Below are 18,533 nucleotides of genomic sequence, written 5' to 3' on the forward strand. Positions count from 1 at the left end.
GCAAAGCACCAATTCCAAAGGCCAATAACAATCCATGCGTGACGGTGGTATTTGCCTCGTCCTGCTTTTTCTGCCCAAGATACCCTGCAATCAGTACATTCACGCCCACACCGATCCAGATAGACGCCGCATTCATCAGTGTTGTAATCGGGAATGACAGAGAAACAGCGGTCAGCGCATTCTCACTCAACCGCGCCACAAACGCGCTGTCTATCAGGTTATAGGAATATTGCAGGAACATGGAAATAAGCGGCGGTATCGACATTTGCCAGATGAGCTTCCCAACGGGCACAACCGCCATTTTGTCATTAGGGTGCATATTCTCCCTCCTCCCAACAACTGTCTATCTAAAAAATTATGCCAGATAGCAGTACGTTAAATACGAACAATATAGTTTTTTTTGCGTGCTGCGGGCTGACCAATTTCCTTGGCCGGATAACCCAATGCAATCGCACCAACGCCTCGTAAGTTTTCTGGAAAGTTCCACTCTTGCAGGAGTGCCTTACCTTTCTCACTGTCAAAAATTTCTCGCTCTCGATGTACCCATACGGTTCCCAGCCCAAGGGCATGAGCTGCAAGCATCATATTTTCAAGAACGCAGCTTCCATCCTCAACAAAAGTGTTTGCAGATTCATCTGCTAAAACCAAAATCACGACAGGTGCACCATAATAAGGGTCTGTGTTACTTCCCATTATTTCTGCATTTAGTTTTGCAATCTCCTGTCTATATTTGGGAGTTGTAATTGCAATGATAGTTGGAGATTGATGTCCCCCTCCAGTGGGCGCGTAAGTCCCCGCTTCCAGTACAGCGTCCAATGCCTCAGAAGGGACAGGTGTCGATTTATAAGCTCTTACACTGCGACGCGTCTTGATTAGAGATAAAAAGTTCTTTTCCATACAAAAATCCTCCTCACTGTCAACATTTCCAGGATGTAGGTAATAAAAAAAGCCACACAACTATCACAAGATAGGTGTGTGGCAAAAAGATGACCAAATCCGGAAAAGTCCACTCAAATTTTACGTCTATCATTATAGCTCACTTTCAAAAGACTGTCAAGCATCAATCTTCATGCAAGGAAAGACATATAATCCAAATCTTTGAACGATAACATTTCATATATTCTCCTAAAAATAAGCATCTATTCCATCAGCAATACCTTGTGCACATTTTGTTTGAAAAGCATCATCATTTAAAAGCTGATCTTCTGTGGCATTCGTTATAAATCCCATTTCAATATATATAGCTGGGACTTCACTCCAATTGAGTCCAGACAAATCATTACGATAAGAAACACCGCGATTTTTTATACCTGTTTTCGCACAATAAGAGCTGATCACATTTTGAGCAAGTCTTGATGAAGCACTATAAATAGATGAACAATAAGGATTATCACTTGCTGGGGCAATTGTATGAGCTCCTCTGGCACTTGAACCAGCTCCATCGCAATGTAAATGAATCACTGCTGCCGCATTATTGTTATTACCTATCATGGCACGTTCTTTATTAGAAATATTCACATTCTGACTTGTTCTTGTCATGATAACAGTATAGCCACGCGCTTGTAGCTCACTTCTTAACTTTAATCCCACTTCTAATGTTGTTTGCGATTCAGGAATTCCTGTAGATGTGCCAGTCGCTCCTCCAGCAACCTTTGCTTTCTTAGTGGAAGCACCTGGCCCAATTGGTTCTAAAGAACTATTGCCTTGGCCCTGATGTCCTGGATCAATCACAATCACTTTATTATTTGGTGAAGCGACATATTGTTTTGACATAGATGAAGATGCTGAAGAAGATGACGATGAAGTTGATGAAGTTTGAGATTTTGAAGCTTCTTCCTTTACTTCTTCTTTCACTGTGACTTTCAATGTTTTTTCAGTTTTGTTTTGATTTTTATCAACAGCGTTTATAGTCACTTCATATGTTCCAGCCTTCTTTGTATTAACATCACTTTCATATGTATAGTAATTATTTTGATTCTCTTTGATCTTGTCTTGACTGATATATGATAATTCACCATCTACTTTATCACTCACTGATTCAATATATTTTTTCACATCAAATTGATCACCATAATCAAGTGTTACAGACTCTTTTGTCAATTTGATTTCTGGTAACTGTGTATCTTTAACTTCGATTTCATGTGAAAATGTTTTACTTAAATCACCTTTAGAAACTTTATATTCTAAAGTTTGCTTACCTATTTTCATTGTATCTATTTGAGGAGCTGATAATTGTCCGCTTTGTTTGGCTACCAATTCCTCTGCATGACAGTCACTCCCATATTCTATAACTGTCTGATCTGTAAAAGTCAGTTGAATAGAATCTAATATTTTTTGTTTTTGATCATTTTGATACCAGATATATCCACCAATTCCTCCTGCAACGATAATCACAATGGATAAAATCAATATGATCCATTTCTTTTTCGTCATGATACTTTCCCCCTTCAGTATATTCATTTTATCATCTTTCCAGTATAAACAAAAGAGAGATGGTTTATCTCTCAAAATCTTGTACGACGCGTTTTAAATCCTCTCTAATTGGTAATTGTTGTGGACACATTCTTTCACATGCTCCACATTGCTGGCAATGACTTGCTTTTTCTTTTTCATCCATCTTTTCATATTTACCTTTAAATAATTTTTCATCATCATAGATAAAGCAATTATTCCAATATTTAAAGTTAGATGGAATATTCACACCAAAAGGACAAGGCATACAATATCCACAACCTGTGCATCCATTTTTTGTACGAGCATGTAATGTATCTGCCACCTTTTGAACAATTTTCATTTCTTCATCATTTAAATTCTGATAATTTTCAAAAGTTTTCAAATTATCTTCCACTTGTTCAAGTGTTGACATCCCACTTAAAATCACTTTCACTTCAGGTAAAGTTCCTACATATCGAAGTGCCCAAGATGCTAAAGTTCTGTTTGCATCATAATCCTTAAACATTTGTGTCACATCTTGTGGAAGAGTTGCAAGACTACCACCTTTAATAGGTTCCATTACAACCAAAGGAACACCTAGCTGATTGGCTAAATCGACACCCTTTTGTCCTGCTTGAATATTCATATCCATATAGTTTAACTGTAATTGACAAAAATCCCAATCATGAGCTTTTAAGATTTTTTCAAAAACAGGATATTCATCATGAAAACTAAAACCAAGATATTTTATTTTCCCTTCTTGTCTTAATTTTTCACATAGTTCAATAATATGATATTCTAAAACCTTCTCCCATTTCTTTTCGTCTAAAGCATGTAATAAATAAAAATCAACGTAATCCACACCTAATCTTTGTAGTTGTGATTCAAAAATCTCTCTGGCTTCTTGTTGACTATTGACATTCCAGATAGGTAACTTTGTCGCTAAAGTGTACTGATTTCTATCATATTTTTTTAATACTTTTCCAACAAAAGGTTCACTATCTCCATTATGATATGGGTATGCAGTATCAATATAAGTGACTCCATGTGAAATGGCTTTATCCAGCATTTGTTCTGCCTCTTTTTCTTCAATATTTCCATTTTCATCTAATGGAAAACGCATGCATCCAAAACCCAATAATGATGATTCAATTCCTAATTTTTCAAACTTTCTTTTCTCCATAGATTAGACCTCCATACTCTTACTCTTATTATAAGTGAACAAAGAAGTGATATCAATATTCAAAATAGTAGTGTGAATCCTCAGAAACATCTTTTTCTATTGGAGAAGGCAATGCTAACAAATGAACATCTCCAGGAACACGATAAGTTATTCTTCCAATCAAATAACAGCCATCACCTTGCATAATACGATAATTAGCCAATAAACCATTGGAATCAATATGACCTGTAGACATATTCTCTAATTTTATGTCAGCTTTCATTTCCACATAAAAATCTGATATTGTTCCTGCTTTCACAGAAATATCAGTTATCTGATTGATATATTTCATGCCTTCACTGATTACATCATCTTGAATATCTTTTTGAAAAGCTAAGCGTGCAATTTCAAAAAAATCTTCAGAAGATGTTTTGATTGAAAAAATATCATAAGTATCCTGATATGAATCAAGTGTGGGATCATCAGATAAAATATTTTGCATTTGAGAAATCAGTTGATTAGCCTGTTCTTCCACCTGATTATCAATTTCCTGTTGGACAAGAGGATCTTCTTTATAAGTTGTACAGAATAACTCTGTTGGTAAAAGTTGTTCCATATCAACAATTGTAATAGTTCCATCTGATGTAATCAGACCACTATCATTAAATTCACAGTTTTCATTCAACGCTATGACATATTGTGCATTTCCACGTATATCTTGACATACAATGGCTGTTGTTCCAAATTGTTCAATTTGAGAAGATGAATAGTAAAATGTTTGATTTTGATGTTGAATTTCAATATTTCCCTGATCAACACTGACTTGATAAGATTGATCACGTTCTTGAAGAGTTGCCCAGTTCCCTGTGAGAGTTCCTACGACCTGATAATAAGAAATCCCATTGCCACGATCCCCATAAGTGGCTACATATGCCAGTCTTTGACCAGTAGAATCTCGATAAGAGACAAGATTATTATCGCCATTTAACCATAGTGTATGAATAGGCTCTTGATTGGTATCAAATATACTGCCAGATTTACCAAAACATAAAAATGAGTAATGTAAATCTTTAATCTGTCCTGTCTGTTTAGATTGCTTTAAAACCAGCTGATGAGACAAATCAGGTGATAAAGAATAATATGTCTGATATCCAGATAGCTGATTTCCTGACAACCATGTTACTAATAAAAAAATGACTGAAGCTGCTAATCCTATTAACATTTGTTTGCGTGTCCATTGTTTTTTACATACCAAAAGAAAAGCTGACACAAATAAAAGAATACAGAGAATCACAACACTTTCCATAGTATCAAACATATATTCAAAGCCTAATCGTTTTAAAACAATCAGATATCCTAATTCTAAACATCCCAATAACAATGTTCCTATCGCAAAAATGATTTTCATCCATAACTGCATCTTTGCTTTTCTCAATATAGGTGTTTCTATAGAACATGTCCATAAATAATTAATATGATCAAAATGTTCTTTCAATAGAAAATGAATCTGATGATTACTGTTTAAAACAACGAAATCATCAATAATCATAATCTTATAAACTTCAGCAAAAAAATAAAAGACTTTTTCACCATCCTTAATATAATCAAATCCCTGCTGATCAAGACTATATTGAACTTCACAAGGTTTATAAAACATTATCAGAAGACTTCTTTTGATAATATGAAATAATAAAACACAAAAGCCTATAGCAGTTAACAGCATACCTATCATATCCATATGTCTACCAATATAACGATTGGCTAAAAACAATGCTAACCCTAAACACATAAAAAGACATCCTAATACCGTTGTGATAAAGAGGTATAGTGGTTGTTGATACATTTGAACTTTGAGATATTTTTTATACATATCTTTCGTTATTTTGAAATGAACAAAATCTTTGACTTCTAATGTTCTCTTGTCCTTTTGATCTTCTCCCTCTAATAATTCATCGACTGTTATATCTAAAATCTGAGCCAGATCTTTTAATAAAGAAATGTCGGGCATACTGGTTCCAGTTTCCCATTTCGATACTGCTTTGTTTGTTACAGAAAGAGCTTCTGCCAGTTCCTTTTGGGTTAATCCTTTTTCCTTACGCTTAGATGCAATATATTGACCAATTTTCTGATTATTCATAATGACCACCTCTTCATCATTTTATAAGAATTTTTATCTCCATAACAACATCTTGATGCTAGATTCATTCTCCTGTCAGGAGAATTTGAAACATTTGATGATAGATAAGGCTATTATATCATTATTTTCCTCTCAAAAAACAAAAAAGGAGACTCGCTCCTTTTATGACATACGTTTTTCATATATACCTGCATTTTGACAATAAATAACAACTGATAATCCATAACATATTACAAAGAATATAGCAATAACTCCTACACTCAATATATTGACTGATAACAGATCTGTCTGCATCATATTTGCCAAAGCATGAACTGAGAAATAAGAAGAAAGACTCATCAGTAGAAATGGCACAATATACGTTAACAATAATTCTTTTTGAACACCTGCTCTTAATGTTTTTGTGCCAATACCTATTTTTCTTAAGACACGATAACGTTCTTTTTCTTCAAAGGCATCATTATATAACTTCATAAAGATAATGCTGCCACTGGCAAAGATAAAGACCATAAACATAAAGATACAGACAGGATAAAGCATTTTGATCCATTGATTAGAATCATTTTGTGGATCAACTTTGATTAAACCTGCACAATCCTGATGCTGTTGAATATCTTCAGTAGATTCATTCAACATTTTGGTATTCTCAATTTTATAATTATAGACATATAATGATGTTTCTGTAGATTTTAGTCTTTGATATTCATCATCACTGACACAATAGAAAGAAACTTGTTCCTGTAAGTAACCTAAATAAGGGACAGTTGTTCTTTGAATTGTATTATAGACTTGATTTTGTATCTGAATATCTTCTAGTTCATCTGTTGTAATTAATGAAAGAATATATTGATGAGACAAATCAATCACTTCATCATCTTGGGGCTGTTTAAGTTCAAATGTCTGATGAGAATCTTGAGCTAATTCTTTTAATTGAGAGTATGGAATTAAAGCAAATGTATTCTTTTGATGAGTTGTACTAGCAAAGCTTCCCTCTACCTGCAACATTTCAATATAAGAACTATATTGAATATCATTATGTTCTTCTATCACCTTTGTAAACTCATTTTGAAGATTATCTTTTTGAGAGAAAATCTGATACGTATAGACATTTTCAAAATCATGTATCATCTGGCAACGTTCATGCATAGCCACACCTGTTGCCAATGCTGTAACTGCACAGATCATCAGTACTGTGACAATCGCATAAGTACGATAATTTTTCTTCATACGAAAGATAATCTGATTGATCCATAAAGTTCTTTGTTTCTTATATAGAAATCTTTTATTGGAAGCCAATGTCTGATAAACCAATGGAATGAAACCACCAAATAACAGATAGACACCTATGATAACCAAAACAACTGCCAATAATGCATTGGCCATCGTTTCCATGCCACCTTCTTTAATAGCATAATAATACCCTAAAATGAGAATCATGATTCCAAGGATGGCTTTTAAAAAGAGAATCACTTTATTTTGTTTTACATATTCATTTTGACGATTGGCACTGACCATATCTAAAACACTGCTACTGACTAAATTGATATATCCTTTGAAAACAAAAATCATATAAACAATAAAATAAATCAAACCGCTCCATAAAATGGCTGATAATGAAATTTCAAAAGATAGATTGACTTCAATATCAGAAATCGTTACTAAAATCATTGTAAACAACTGAGAAATCAAAATCCCAAAACCAATTCCCATGATTAAAGCAACAAGACCAATCATCATTGTTTCCAACATATAAAGTTTTCCAATTCTCTGATTTGTCAATCCCATAAAAACATAGACGCCAATTTCTTTTTTACGTTTGGTTAAAAAAACATTTGTTGCATACCAGATAAAGAAAAACATGAAACAACATAAAACAACAATCACACATTGAATAACAATCTTAATATTCTGACTATTGATTTTTCCTAATGATTCCATAACAGAAGAATCCATCAGATTAAAGAAATTAAAAATAATGAGAACTGTAAAAGCTAATGATACAATTAATGAAACATAATTTTTAAAACTGGCTTTAAAGTTCATAAAAGATAATTTGGCTAAGTTCATGAAAAATCACTTCCCATAGAAACTTGCATATCAATGATACGATCATAGAATTCTTTACGACTATCTCCTCGTGTTAAACGACATTTCACCATACCATCACTTAATATATAGACATCCTTAGCATAAGAAGCACTTAGAGCATCATGTGTGACCATTAAAATAGTGGCTTTTCCTTCATCATTGACCATCTTGAGACGTTCCAGTAAATCACGGCTTGATTTAGAATCAAGTGCTCCCGTAGGTTCATCCGCAAATATGATTTCAGGTTCACTGATTAAAGCACGACAAGTTGCTCCCCTTTGTTTTTGCCCTCCTGATAATTGATATGGATATTTCTTTAAATGTTCCTTTAACCCAAAAATCTGTGCCAAAGTTTGACATTTGGATATACATACCTGTGATGATACACCATTTAATGATAATGGTAAGGCAATATTATCTTGTAAAGTCATGGTATCTAATAAATTATAATCCTGAAAAATAAAACCAATCTTATCTCTTCTGATTTGAGATAATTCTTTATTTTTCAACTTTGTGACATCTTTGCCATCTAATAGCACTGTTCCTTGTGTAGGTTTATCAATGGTTGATAAAATATTCAACAACGTTGTTTTCCCACTTCCACTTGGACCCATAATCGCAATAAAATCATTTTCATAAATGGTTAAATCAATACCTTTTAAAACTCTTGTCTGAAATCCTCTCGTTCCATAATTCTTAACTAATCCTTTGATTTCAACAACCTTTTTCTTATCCATAAATTATTCCTCCTAACACTTTCCATTTTAAAATATCATCTGTTAGAAATCCTTACATCTTCATAACAATATCTCTTTATATCTTACATTGATTGAAAGGTTAGCGATAAAAATAATCTCTTTGATCTTTAAAGGTTATACAAATACGTGTAAACTCTTGAAAAATACTCTCTACTTCAATAGAATGTCCTAATTGAGACATGACTTTTTCTACCATATATAATCCCATTCCTGTAGATTTATATTGACCATTATGATGATTTTGACCAGTAAATCCTTTTTCAAAAATTCTAGGTAAATCCTGTGATTGAATACCTTCTCCATTGTCTTCAATATATAAATGAATCTCTTTTTGATTTTGTTCACTCCAAATCTTTAATTGGGATGACTCTTTGGCATACTTAATCGCATTATTGATAATCTGATCCAAAACATAGATAAGCCACGTTTTATCACTATATACTTGTAAATCTGCCACATTCACATCCATTTCAAAATGATTCTTAATTAAAAAGAATTGATTATTCTTTATGGATTGATGAACACATTCTTTTAATGATACTGGTTTCACATAAATATCATGTATTTGGCTTTGAATACGACTGGCAACCATAATTTGATTTAAATACTGGTTCATCTTTTCTAACTGTTCCTGCATATTTTGTTTTTGCTTATAATCTGTATTTTTTTGATTGATCAATAAACTGACAGCCAGTGGGATTTTAATTTCATGGCACCATTTTGTCATATAATCCTGTAAATCATTATTCATTTGATATCTTTCATCCAACTGCTTTTGAAGAACATTGACATCATGATAGGCAATATCAATATTGTCATAATCATCAAATTCAAAACAGATCACTTCTGTTGATTGTAAATAATCCTGTTTTTTATCCAAACGATATCTTTCACGCATAAAATCCAAGAAAATAAAAAAAAGAAGACACACACTAACGACAACATCAAAATAAACTAAATATTGTGTATTCGCCCTAGGAACAAGATAAATGAAATAGAGATTATAAGTGAGTATAATCAAGATCATAACCATTATATAACGACTGTATTTTCGTAAATAAATCATAATATATAATAACCTTGACCTTTCTTTGTTTCAATGATTTCAGAATGGCATTCCTCTTTGAGTTTCATTCTTAAACGAGAAATCAAAACTGTTAAAGAATTATCAGATATAAATTCATCTGTATTCCATAAAGCTTCCATTAAGGCTTGTCTTGAGACAATTTCTCCCTGTGATTCTAAAAGCAAACAAATAATCTGACTCTCTGATTTCGTTAGATGAATCTCGTGATCTTGATAATAAAGACTTCCTTTCACTTTATCATAATAAATATCCTGATTAATTCTCATTTGATCTTTGACTTTATAATGATAAGTTCTTCTTAATATAGCTTCAATCTTAGCTTTTAAAAGTTCTAAATGAAATGGCTTATCAACATAATCATCCCCACCTTGAACCATGGCTCTAATTTTATCATGATCATCATTACGACTGCTGATATAAATAATTGGAACCTGTGATAAATTTCTAATTTGGGTACACCAATAAAATCCATCATAATAAGGCAAATTAATATCCATCAATACAAGATGTGGTTTATAATTTAAAAAATCTTCTATAATATTATCAAAATGTGTTGCTATAACAGCATGATATCCCCATCGCATCAGAAAATCTTTGATTTCTCTTGCTAATGTCTCATCATCTTCCACAATCATAATATGCATTGCATTCATCATACCAACTCCTTAAAACAATTATATCTTTTTCTATTTTTCTTGAAAAGAAATAAGCATAACATTACAAAAATGTAACATTATGCTTATTTCTTTCATTTAGTCTTGTGAAGCATTCTGATATTTCAAGAATACATTTCTATTTAAATCAACTAAATATGTATTTTGATTTTGATCTTCAAAAGTGACATAATCACCTGTATCATAACCACTTAAATCTGTTGTTTTTGTAAGCTCAACATCCTGATTCAAAAAGACTTTGGCAAATGTCTGTGCTGTTTCTTTCGCTTGTTCTTCATTAACTTTATTTTCTGGTAAAGTTTCTAAAAAACCATATTCCTTATTAACAAACTGAATAAGCTGATCATCTAAATAAGTAAAATCCAAACGTAATGTTGGTTCTTCTTCATCATTACCAATCAAAATGGTGTCTGTAGCTTTCTTTACAACACCTTTATTTTTTAGTTCCTGATAAATACCCTCTGGCATTGTTTTCTTGATACCTGACATCAACTCTTTCACATGGTCATCTTCTATCAGGTTCTTTGTTTCTTGCTCTGTCACATGATTCTGATTTGTTTGTGAAGAAGGTTGTGATTGATCATCTACAATTGTTTGCGTACAACCACAGACGCATATCAAAACAAGCATAAATAATATTTTTTTCATATTCTTTCCCTCCCATCTTTATACTTTCATTATAATTTTTCATTGTGTATAAACGATGAAAAGAAGTGTCAACTTAAAATACATCGCTATTATAGTAAGCTTTCAGAACTCACATCATTGCTCTACATTTTTTAAAAATAGTTTGTTATTATCACCTTTATTGAAAAAAGCATCAAAATTGCCTGCATTAACATTCGATAATTTACATAATTGATAAGCTATGATTTTTGTTTTCTCTTTCATATTTATAATACGTTTTCTATATGTATTTTTCTTCTCTGTTTCATCTCGTCTCATATTTTCACTCAAAAAGTTATGAATGACTATATTTCTGACACTCCTCATTTTGAGAATTCTGTAAATATGATAATATATTATCTTCTGTAACTATCGGATACATATTGTTTACCATTTCTAAATGATAAGAAAGTTGAATATGATTATTAACCATTTTTGATTAAGATAGCACCAACATAATATAGTTGTTCAATTCTATCTATATAGTTATAAGGAAAGAAATTTTCTAGTCCACTCACTCTTGTATTCATATTATATTTCTCAATAATTCTTCAGATATATAACTACTTATTTTAATAATATCAATATCTTCTGTCTCTTTGATATGAATATTATTTGAAACAAGAGCCGAACTTCCTACAATCACAATTTTTATTTTACTCATTTTTAAGTGTTCATTTTCTATATACGCATCTACATCTAAATGAATAAAAGGATGTAACAAATCAACCTTTAAAAAGCTGTTTTATTACGCCCTCTTTGTTTTATAAATTTCCAATTGTAGCAACCATGACCGCTTTAATGGTATGCATTCTATTTTCTGCTTCATCAAATACAACAGATTGTGAAGATCTAAACACTTCATCTTCCACTTCTCTAATATCTATTCCTTGTTGATGTTTCGCTTTCGCAACTTCGGTTTCAAAATCATGGAATGAAGGAAGACAGTGCATGAAGAGTGTAGAATCTTTTCCTGTCTTTTTCATCATTTCAGTTGTAACTTTATATGGTGATAACATTTCAACTCTAGGTTTGTATAGAGATTCATCTTCTCCCATACTCACCCAAATGTCTGTATAAATCACATCAGCATCTTTAACTGCTTCATCAACATTATCTAAAACTTCAAATTTTCCACCTGATTTTTGTGCTTCCTGCTGACAATAGTTAAGAACTTCAGAATCTATTTGTAAAGTCTTTGGACCCAAACAGACAAAATGCATTCCCATCTTGGCTGCTCCATACATTAATCCATAGCAAACATTATTACGAATATCTCCTGTAAAAACAAACTTCACTTCATTTAATGGTTTCTTTAAATGTTCTTCGATTGTCATAAAATCAGCCAATGTCTGAGTCGGATGATCAACATCTGTCAATCCATTCCATACAGGTACTCCTGAGAATTTCGCTAAATCTTCAACAGTCTTTTGCTCAAAACCTCTAAATTCAATACCATCATACATTCTTCCTAGAACTTTTGCGGTATCTTCTAAAGATTCTTTCTTTCCCATTTGAGAATTGCTTAAAAATGTGACATGTCCACCTTCATCTAAAGCTGCCACTTCAAATGCACAACGTGTACGTGTTGATGTTTTTTCAAACAATAAAACGATATTTTTTCCTTTTAAAGCTGTGCCAATTCTTCCCTGTTTCTTTTCTTTCTTTAACTGATGAGCTAAATCCAATAAATAACGAATTTCTTCCTTAGAATAATCTTTTAATGTTAAAAAACTTCTATTCTTTAAATTAACCATAGCTGACCTCCTATCTTGTAAACATTGTTCCAATACCATCTTTAGATAACATCTCTATCAAAATAGAATGTGGAATTCTTCCATCAATGATGACTGCTTTTTTAACATTTTCACGAATAGCACGCACGCAACATTCCACTTTTGGAATCATACCACCACTAATAATACCTTTATCTGTCAAACCTTTGACTTCATAAACGTGAACCAAAGGCAATAATGTTGATTCATCATCTTTATCCATTAAAAGTCCTGGTATATCACTGACCAGAATCATATTTTCCGCTTTAACCTGAGCTGCAATTTCTGCTGCTGCTGTATCAGCATTAATATTATACGTATGTCCTTCTTCATCAGTTCCCACACTTGAAACAACTGGAATATATCCTTTATCTAATAAATCCATGATGATATGATCGTTGATCTTTACTATATCTCCAACATATCCTAAATCATCTTCAGATTCATGTTTCTTGGCAACAATCAGCTGATTATCAATACCACTGATACCAACTGCATTGCCACCCTTTTGCATAATCAGTTTGACAAGATCTTTATTTGTTTTCCCTGCCAAAACCATTTGGACAACATCAATTGTTTCATCATCTGTATATCTTAAACCATGAATAAATTTTGACTCGATATTCATCTTTTTTAAAGTCTGATTAATAGCTGGTCCCCCACCATGAACTAAAATGACTTTTACTCCTATTTCTGATAATAAAACAACATCTTGAATCACATTCATCTTGAGTTCTTCATTAATCATGGCATTGCCACCATATTTAATGACAACAATTTTATCATGATATTTTTGAATATATGGTAAAGCCTGTGATAAAATCTCAGCTTTTACAATTGCATTCTGATTCATAAATAGTCCCCTTTATGTGCGATAATCACCATTGATTTTAACATAATCATATGTTAAATCGCATCCCCATGCGACTGCAGAAAAATCTCCATCTTGTAAATCAACAATGATTTCAATTTCATCTTCACTTAAAATTTGAGACGCTTTATCCTCATCAAAAGGATAGCCACGTCCATTTTGACAAACACAGATAGTTCCCTCTTGACTCGCCAGTTCAACTTTAATTTTATTGATATCAAATTCAGCTGGACTATAACCAATGGCGCATAAGATACGTCCCCAATTCGCATCTTCACCAAACATGGCTGCTTTAAACAATGAACTTGTAATAATAGACTTTGCGACAACTTTGGCATCTTGTTTTGTCTTGGCATGATGGACTTGACAAGTTAAAAGTTTTGTCGCTCCTTCACCATCTTTCGCAATGCCTCTTGATAAGCATGTACAGATAGACAACAAAGCTTCTTTAAAGATTTGATAATGTTCATCTTTTTGTGTAATTTCTGGATTTTTGGCTAAACCATTACACATTAATGTCAACATATCATTGGTTGATGTATCTCCATCAACACTAACCATATTAAATGTATCATCAACAACTTCATGAATTACCTCATTTAGCATGTCTTTAGAAATAGCAACATCACTTGTCACAAAAGCCAGCATTGTGGCCATGTTTGGATGAATCATACCACTTCCTTTGGCGATTGCTCCAATATGACAAGTCTTGCCATCAAGTTCAAATTCAACTGCATATTCTTTTTTGACTGTATCTGTTGTCATGATTCCTTCACAGGCATCTTGACTTCCCTTCGTTGATAAAGCTTTAACTAAATCTGACATATGATTTTGAAAAGGTGTCAGACTTAAAGGTTGCCCAATGACTCCAGTTGAAGCCACAACAATATCATTGACATCTATCTTTAATTCTGATGCACACAATTCGCATACCTGATTAGCTATCATTTCACCATCAGGATTGCATGTATTGGCATTCCCACTATTACAGATAATAGCCTGGGCTTCATTATTTTGTAAGTGCTGCTGTGTGACATAAATAGGTGCCCCTTTCACCTTATTTTGAGTATATGTACTCGCACAATGACACATCACATCACTCACAATTAATGCTAAATCTTTTTTACTTTTATTTTTTCTAATTCCACAGTGTATGCCTGCTGCCTGAAAACCAATTGGAGCGCAAACACCACCTTCAATATTTTTCAATCCATTCACCCCCACTAAAATGATGCAGGTACCATCATTAATCCTTCTTTTTCATCGAAACCATACATCAAATTCATATTTTGAATAGCTTGTCCAGCTGCTCCTTTCACCATATTATCTATTGTAGACACAACAATCAATTGATGATATCTTTGATCATAATGCAAAGATATATCACAGAAATTAGAATACTGAACAAACTTTAAATCAGCAACTTTCCCTTTGGGTAAAACCCTTACAAAATATTCATCCTGATATGTTTTTTGATAGATATGATAAACATCATCAAAATCAACATCATCTTTTAATGAAACATACATCGTTGAAACAATACCACGATTCACTGGTAACAGATGTGGTGTAAACATCACATGAATAGCTTGATTAGCCATTTTTGATAATTCCTGTTCAATTTCGGGTGTATGACGATGACTTGCTATTTTATATGGATGAAATGACTCATTGCATTTAGGGAAATGTGTATCTTCTGTGAGTGTCTTCCCGGCACCTGTTGTTCCAGATTTAGAATCAATGATAATCTTTTCATCTTTATGCATATGATTTTTTAATAATGGGTATAACCCCAAAGTAATAGATGTTGGATAACATCCTGGATTACCAATGATTGACGCTTGTTTAATTTTTTCACGATTGACTTCACTTAAACCATAAACCTGTTTTTGATGTAATTGTGGATATTGGTAATCATGTTGATACCATTGTTGATAATCTTTTTCTTGATCTAAACGGAAATCAGCTCCTAAATCGATGAATTTCTTTCCTTGTTCATCACATTGTTTGGCATACTTTTCACTCAGTCCATGTGGCAGTGATGCAAAAACAATATCTGCTTTTTCAATCACTTCCTGATCATTTGTGAGTATCATATCAAAGACTCCATAAAATGATGGATATAAATCAGAAATCATCTTTCCTTCATAACTTTGAGAACTGATAGCAACAATTTCAACATGTGGATGATTCAGCAATAAGCGATATAATTCTGCTCCTGCATAACCACTCGCTCCAATGATTCCAACTTTAATCATGTTTCAACGCCTCCAATTGTTTTTCCATTCTTGCGATTGCTTTTTGGCATGTCTGTGGTGCTGGTCCCCCATCTACCATACGATTTTCAACACATGTCAATAATGAAATCGCCTGATAAATATCTTCACTAAAAACTTCATCAAATGATTGATAGACATCTAGTGACAATGTTTCTAATACTTCATCATGATCAATACAATAGGCAACCAGTTGTCCTGTTGTTTTATAGGCATCTCTAAAAGCTCTTCCTTTTTTAACAAGATAATCTGCACAATCCGTTGCATTAATAAATCCCTTAGCAGCACATTCTTTCATACGTTCAACATGAACTTTCATGGTTTTGATCATATCGCTAAAAACTGGTAAACATAATTTCACCTGATCAATCGCATCAAATAAAGTTTCCTTATCTTCCTGCATATCTTTATTATAAGCAAGTGGTAAACCCTTCATCATTGTCAACAATGTTGACACATCATTGATGACTCTAGCACTTTTTCCTCTGACCAGTTCCGCAATATCTGGATTTTTCTTTTGTGGCATGATGCTTGATCCTGTCGCATACGCATCATCCAGTTCAATATATTTAAATTCCCATGAACACCATAGAATAATCTCTTCACTAAAACGTGATAAATGCATCATAATCATAGCAAGATCATTAGCTAGTTCAATCGTATAATCACGATCACTGACACCATCTAATGAGTTATACATAATATCGTCCATATGAAGTTCCTGTGCTACAAAATGACGATCGATAGGATATGTTGTCGTCGCTAAGGCTCCACTACCTAATGGTGAAACATTGAGTCGTTTCATACAATCATCCAATCTTGTATAATCACGATAAAACATTTCAACATAAGCCATTAAATGGTGAGCAAATGTTATGGGTTGAGCACGCTGCAAATGCGTATAGCCACACATAATCGTATGCGTATGCTGTTTGGATTGATCTAAAAGCACATGCATCAATTCCATTAACATATCCTGAATATCTTTGATTTCATCACGTGTGTATAACCTTAAATCTAAAGCCACCTGATCATTACGTGATCTTGCAGTATGAAGTTTTTTCCCACTTTCGGGATATCGCTTTGTCAATTCTGCCTCAATAAACATATGAATATCTTCAGCATTAGGATCAAATAGCAAATCTCCATTTTCCAATTCACATAAGATTTCATCCAATCCCTTTAAAATTTCAGTTAAATTCTGCTGAGAAATAATACCTTGTTTGGCTAACATTTTGGCATGTGCCTGACTCCCCATAATATCATGTTTATACATTCTTGCATCAAACGATATTGATGAATTAAAAGCATTCACATTTGCATTGATTTCTTTTTTAAATCTCCCTGCCCATAACGCCATATTTTCAACTCCTATTTCTTTCTTTGTTGATCTAATAAAGCTTTCACTTTAATAGGTAAACCATATAAATTAATAAATCCTTGAGAATCCATTTGATTATAATCTTCATCTTCTCCAAATGAAGCTGTCTGTTCACTATATAAAGTATCTGGTGAAGTCATACCTGCTCCAATGATATTTCCTTTATATAATTTTAATTTCACTTCTCCATTGACAGTCTTTTGTGTTTCATCAATAAAAGCAAGCAATGCTTTTGTTAATGGTGTATACCATTGACCATTATATAAAATATCAGCTAATTTTTGAGAAACCTGATATTTAAAATGTTGTGTTTCTTTATCAATTGTGATTTCTTCCAAATCTGCATGTGCCTTATAAAGAATTGTTCCACCTGGAGTTTCATAGACACCTCTAGATTTCATACCAACTAATCTGTTTTCAACCATATCAATGATACCAATACCATTTTCTCCACCAATCTTATTTAAAGCAGTGATTAAATCAATACCATTCATTTTCTCACCATTTAAAGCAACTGGAATTCCTTTTTCAAAAGTTAAAGTAATATATGTTGGTTTGTCAGGTGCTTTTTCTGGTGTCACTCCTAATTCAAGAATCTTATCATACATTGGTTCATTAGCTGGATTTTCAAGATCTAATCCTTCATGTGATAAATGCCATAAGTTTTTATCTTTAGAGTAATTTGTTTCCTTATTGATTTTTAATGGAATATGTCTAGCTTCAGCATATTCAATTTCATCTTCTCTACTCTTTAATTCCCATACTCTCCATGGTGCAATGATATCTAATTCTGGCGCAAAAGCTTTGATTGTGAGTTCAAATCTGACTTGGTCATTTCCTTTACCTGTACAACCATGACAAATGGCATCAGCACCTTCTTTTTTGGCAATTTCCACTAATTTTTTAGCAATGATAGGTCTTGCAAGTGAAGTTCCTAAAAGATATTTTCCTTCATAAACAGCATTAGCTTTGATAGCCGGGAAGATAAAATCATTGACAAATTCTTCCTTACAATCAGCACAATAATATTTAGAAGCTCCTGTAGCTAAAGCTTTTTCTTCTAATCCGTCAAGTTCATCTCCTTGACCAACATCTCCAGCCACAGCAATAACTTCACAACCATAATTTTCTTTTAACCAAGCAATAATAATTGATGTATCTAATCCTCCTGAATAAGCTAAAACGACTTTTTTATATTGTTTCTTTTCCATTGTTTCATTCTCCT

General features: G+C 32.8%; 17 protein-coding genes. All 17 read right to left on the bottom strand.

Annotated features, from left to right (window positions below; genetic code table 11):
• The coding region (locus ACZYT4_RS09295; RefSeq protein WP_463784972.1) for an MATE family efflux transporter at positions 1–319 on the bottom strand (319 nt) is incomplete at its 3' end.
• A gap of 56 nt (positions 320–375) precedes the next feature.
• Complete coding sequence (locus tag ACZYT4_RS09300) at positions 376–897, bottom strand: nitroreductase family protein (protein WP_463784975.1); 522 nt, start codon at positions 895–897, stop codon at positions 376–378.
• A 228-nt stretch (positions 898–1,125) separates the two neighbouring features.
• Entirely contained in the window at positions 1,126–2,433 is a 1,308-nt protein-coding gene (locus ACZYT4_RS09305; RefSeq protein WP_463784977.1) for an N-acetylmuramoyl-L-alanine amidase, read from the bottom strand.
• Between the two features lie 64 nt (positions 2,434–2,497).
• A complete protein-coding gene (locus ACZYT4_RS09310) occupies positions 2,498–3,616 on the bottom strand; it encodes an aldo/keto reductase (RefSeq protein ID WP_463784980.1) in 1,119 nt (372 codons plus the stop codon).
• A gap of 52 nt (positions 3,617–3,668) precedes the next feature.
• Entirely contained in the window at positions 3,669–5,732 is a 2,064-nt protein-coding gene (locus ACZYT4_RS09315; RefSeq protein WP_463784982.1) for a helix-turn-helix domain-containing protein, read from the bottom strand.
• Between the two features lie 162 nt (positions 5,733–5,894).
• A complete protein-coding gene (locus tag ACZYT4_RS09320; protein WP_463784984.1) occupies positions 5,895–7,799 on the bottom strand; it encodes an FtsX-like permease family protein in 1,905 nt (634 codons plus the stop codon).
• Positions 7,796–8,557: an ABC transporter ATP-binding protein gene (locus ACZYT4_RS09325; RefSeq protein ID WP_463784986.1), complete on the bottom strand. Its 762-nt coding sequence runs from the start codon at positions 8,555–8,557 to the stop codon at positions 7,796–7,798. Before ACZYT4_RS09325 ends, ACZYT4_RS09320 begins: the two co-directional genes overlap by 4 nt.
• 100 nt (positions 8,558–8,657) lie before the next feature.
• Positions 8,658–9,644, bottom strand: coding sequence for a sensor histidine kinase (locus ACZYT4_RS09330; protein WP_463784988.1), 987 nt, complete (start codon positions 9,642–9,644; stop codon positions 8,658–8,660).
• Positions 9,641–10,318 (bottom strand): response regulator transcription factor, encoded by a 678-nt coding sequence (locus tag ACZYT4_RS09335; RefSeq protein ID WP_463784990.1) that lies wholly within the window; start codon positions 10,316–10,318, stop codon positions 9,641–9,643. Before ACZYT4_RS09335 ends, ACZYT4_RS09330 begins: the two co-directional genes overlap by 4 nt.
• A 99-nt stretch (positions 10,319–10,417) precedes the next feature.
• Positions 10,418–10,987, bottom strand: a complete 570-nt coding sequence (locus ACZYT4_RS09340) for a hypothetical protein (RefSeq protein WP_463784992.1) — start codon at positions 10,985–10,987, stop codon at positions 10,418–10,420.
• A gap of 114 nt (positions 10,988–11,101) precedes the next feature.
• Positions 11,102–11,284, bottom strand: coding sequence for a hypothetical protein (locus ACZYT4_RS09345; RefSeq protein WP_463784994.1), 183 nt, complete (start codon positions 11,282–11,284; stop codon positions 11,102–11,104).
• A 485-nt stretch (positions 11,285–11,769) separates the two neighbouring features.
• Positions 11,770–12,762, bottom strand: coding sequence for an ornithine carbamoyltransferase (gene argF / locus ACZYT4_RS09350; protein ID WP_463784998.1), 993 nt, complete (start codon positions 12,760–12,762; stop codon positions 11,770–11,772).
• A gap of 10 nt (positions 12,763–12,772) precedes the next feature.
• The gene (argB, locus tag ACZYT4_RS09355) at positions 12,773–13,633 is read right to left on the bottom strand and encodes an acetylglutamate kinase (protein WP_463785000.1); all 861 of its coding nucleotides are present in this window, start codon (positions 13,631–13,633) and stop codon (positions 12,773–12,775) included.
• Between the two features lie 12 nt (positions 13,634–13,645).
• Positions 13,646–14,860, bottom strand: a complete 1,215-nt coding sequence (gene argJ / locus ACZYT4_RS09360; protein ID WP_463785002.1) for a bifunctional glutamate N-acetyltransferase/amino-acid acetyltransferase ArgJ — start codon at positions 14,858–14,860, stop codon at positions 13,646–13,648.
• 14 nt (positions 14,861–14,874) lie between these two features.
• Entirely contained in the window at positions 14,875–15,909 is a 1,035-nt protein-coding gene (argC, locus tag ACZYT4_RS09365) for an N-acetyl-gamma-glutamyl-phosphate reductase (RefSeq protein WP_463785004.1), read from the bottom strand.
• Positions 15,902–17,287 carry an argininosuccinate lyase gene (argH, locus tag ACZYT4_RS09370; RefSeq protein ID WP_463785007.1) on the bottom strand — a complete coding sequence of 462 codons (1,386 nt, stop codon included), beginning with the start codon at positions 17,285–17,287 and terminating at the stop codon, positions 15,902–15,904. The genes argC and argH overlap by 8 nt, the downstream gene beginning before the upstream one ends.
• Before the next feature lie 11 nt (positions 17,288–17,298).
• Complete coding sequence (locus tag ACZYT4_RS09375; RefSeq protein ID WP_463785009.1) at positions 17,299–18,519, bottom strand: argininosuccinate synthase; 1,221 nt, start codon at positions 18,517–18,519, stop codon at positions 17,299–17,301.
• Positions 18,520–18,533: the final 14 nt, after the last annotated feature.

The sequence above is a fragment of the Massilimicrobiota sp. mt181 genome (assembly GCF_055420065.1).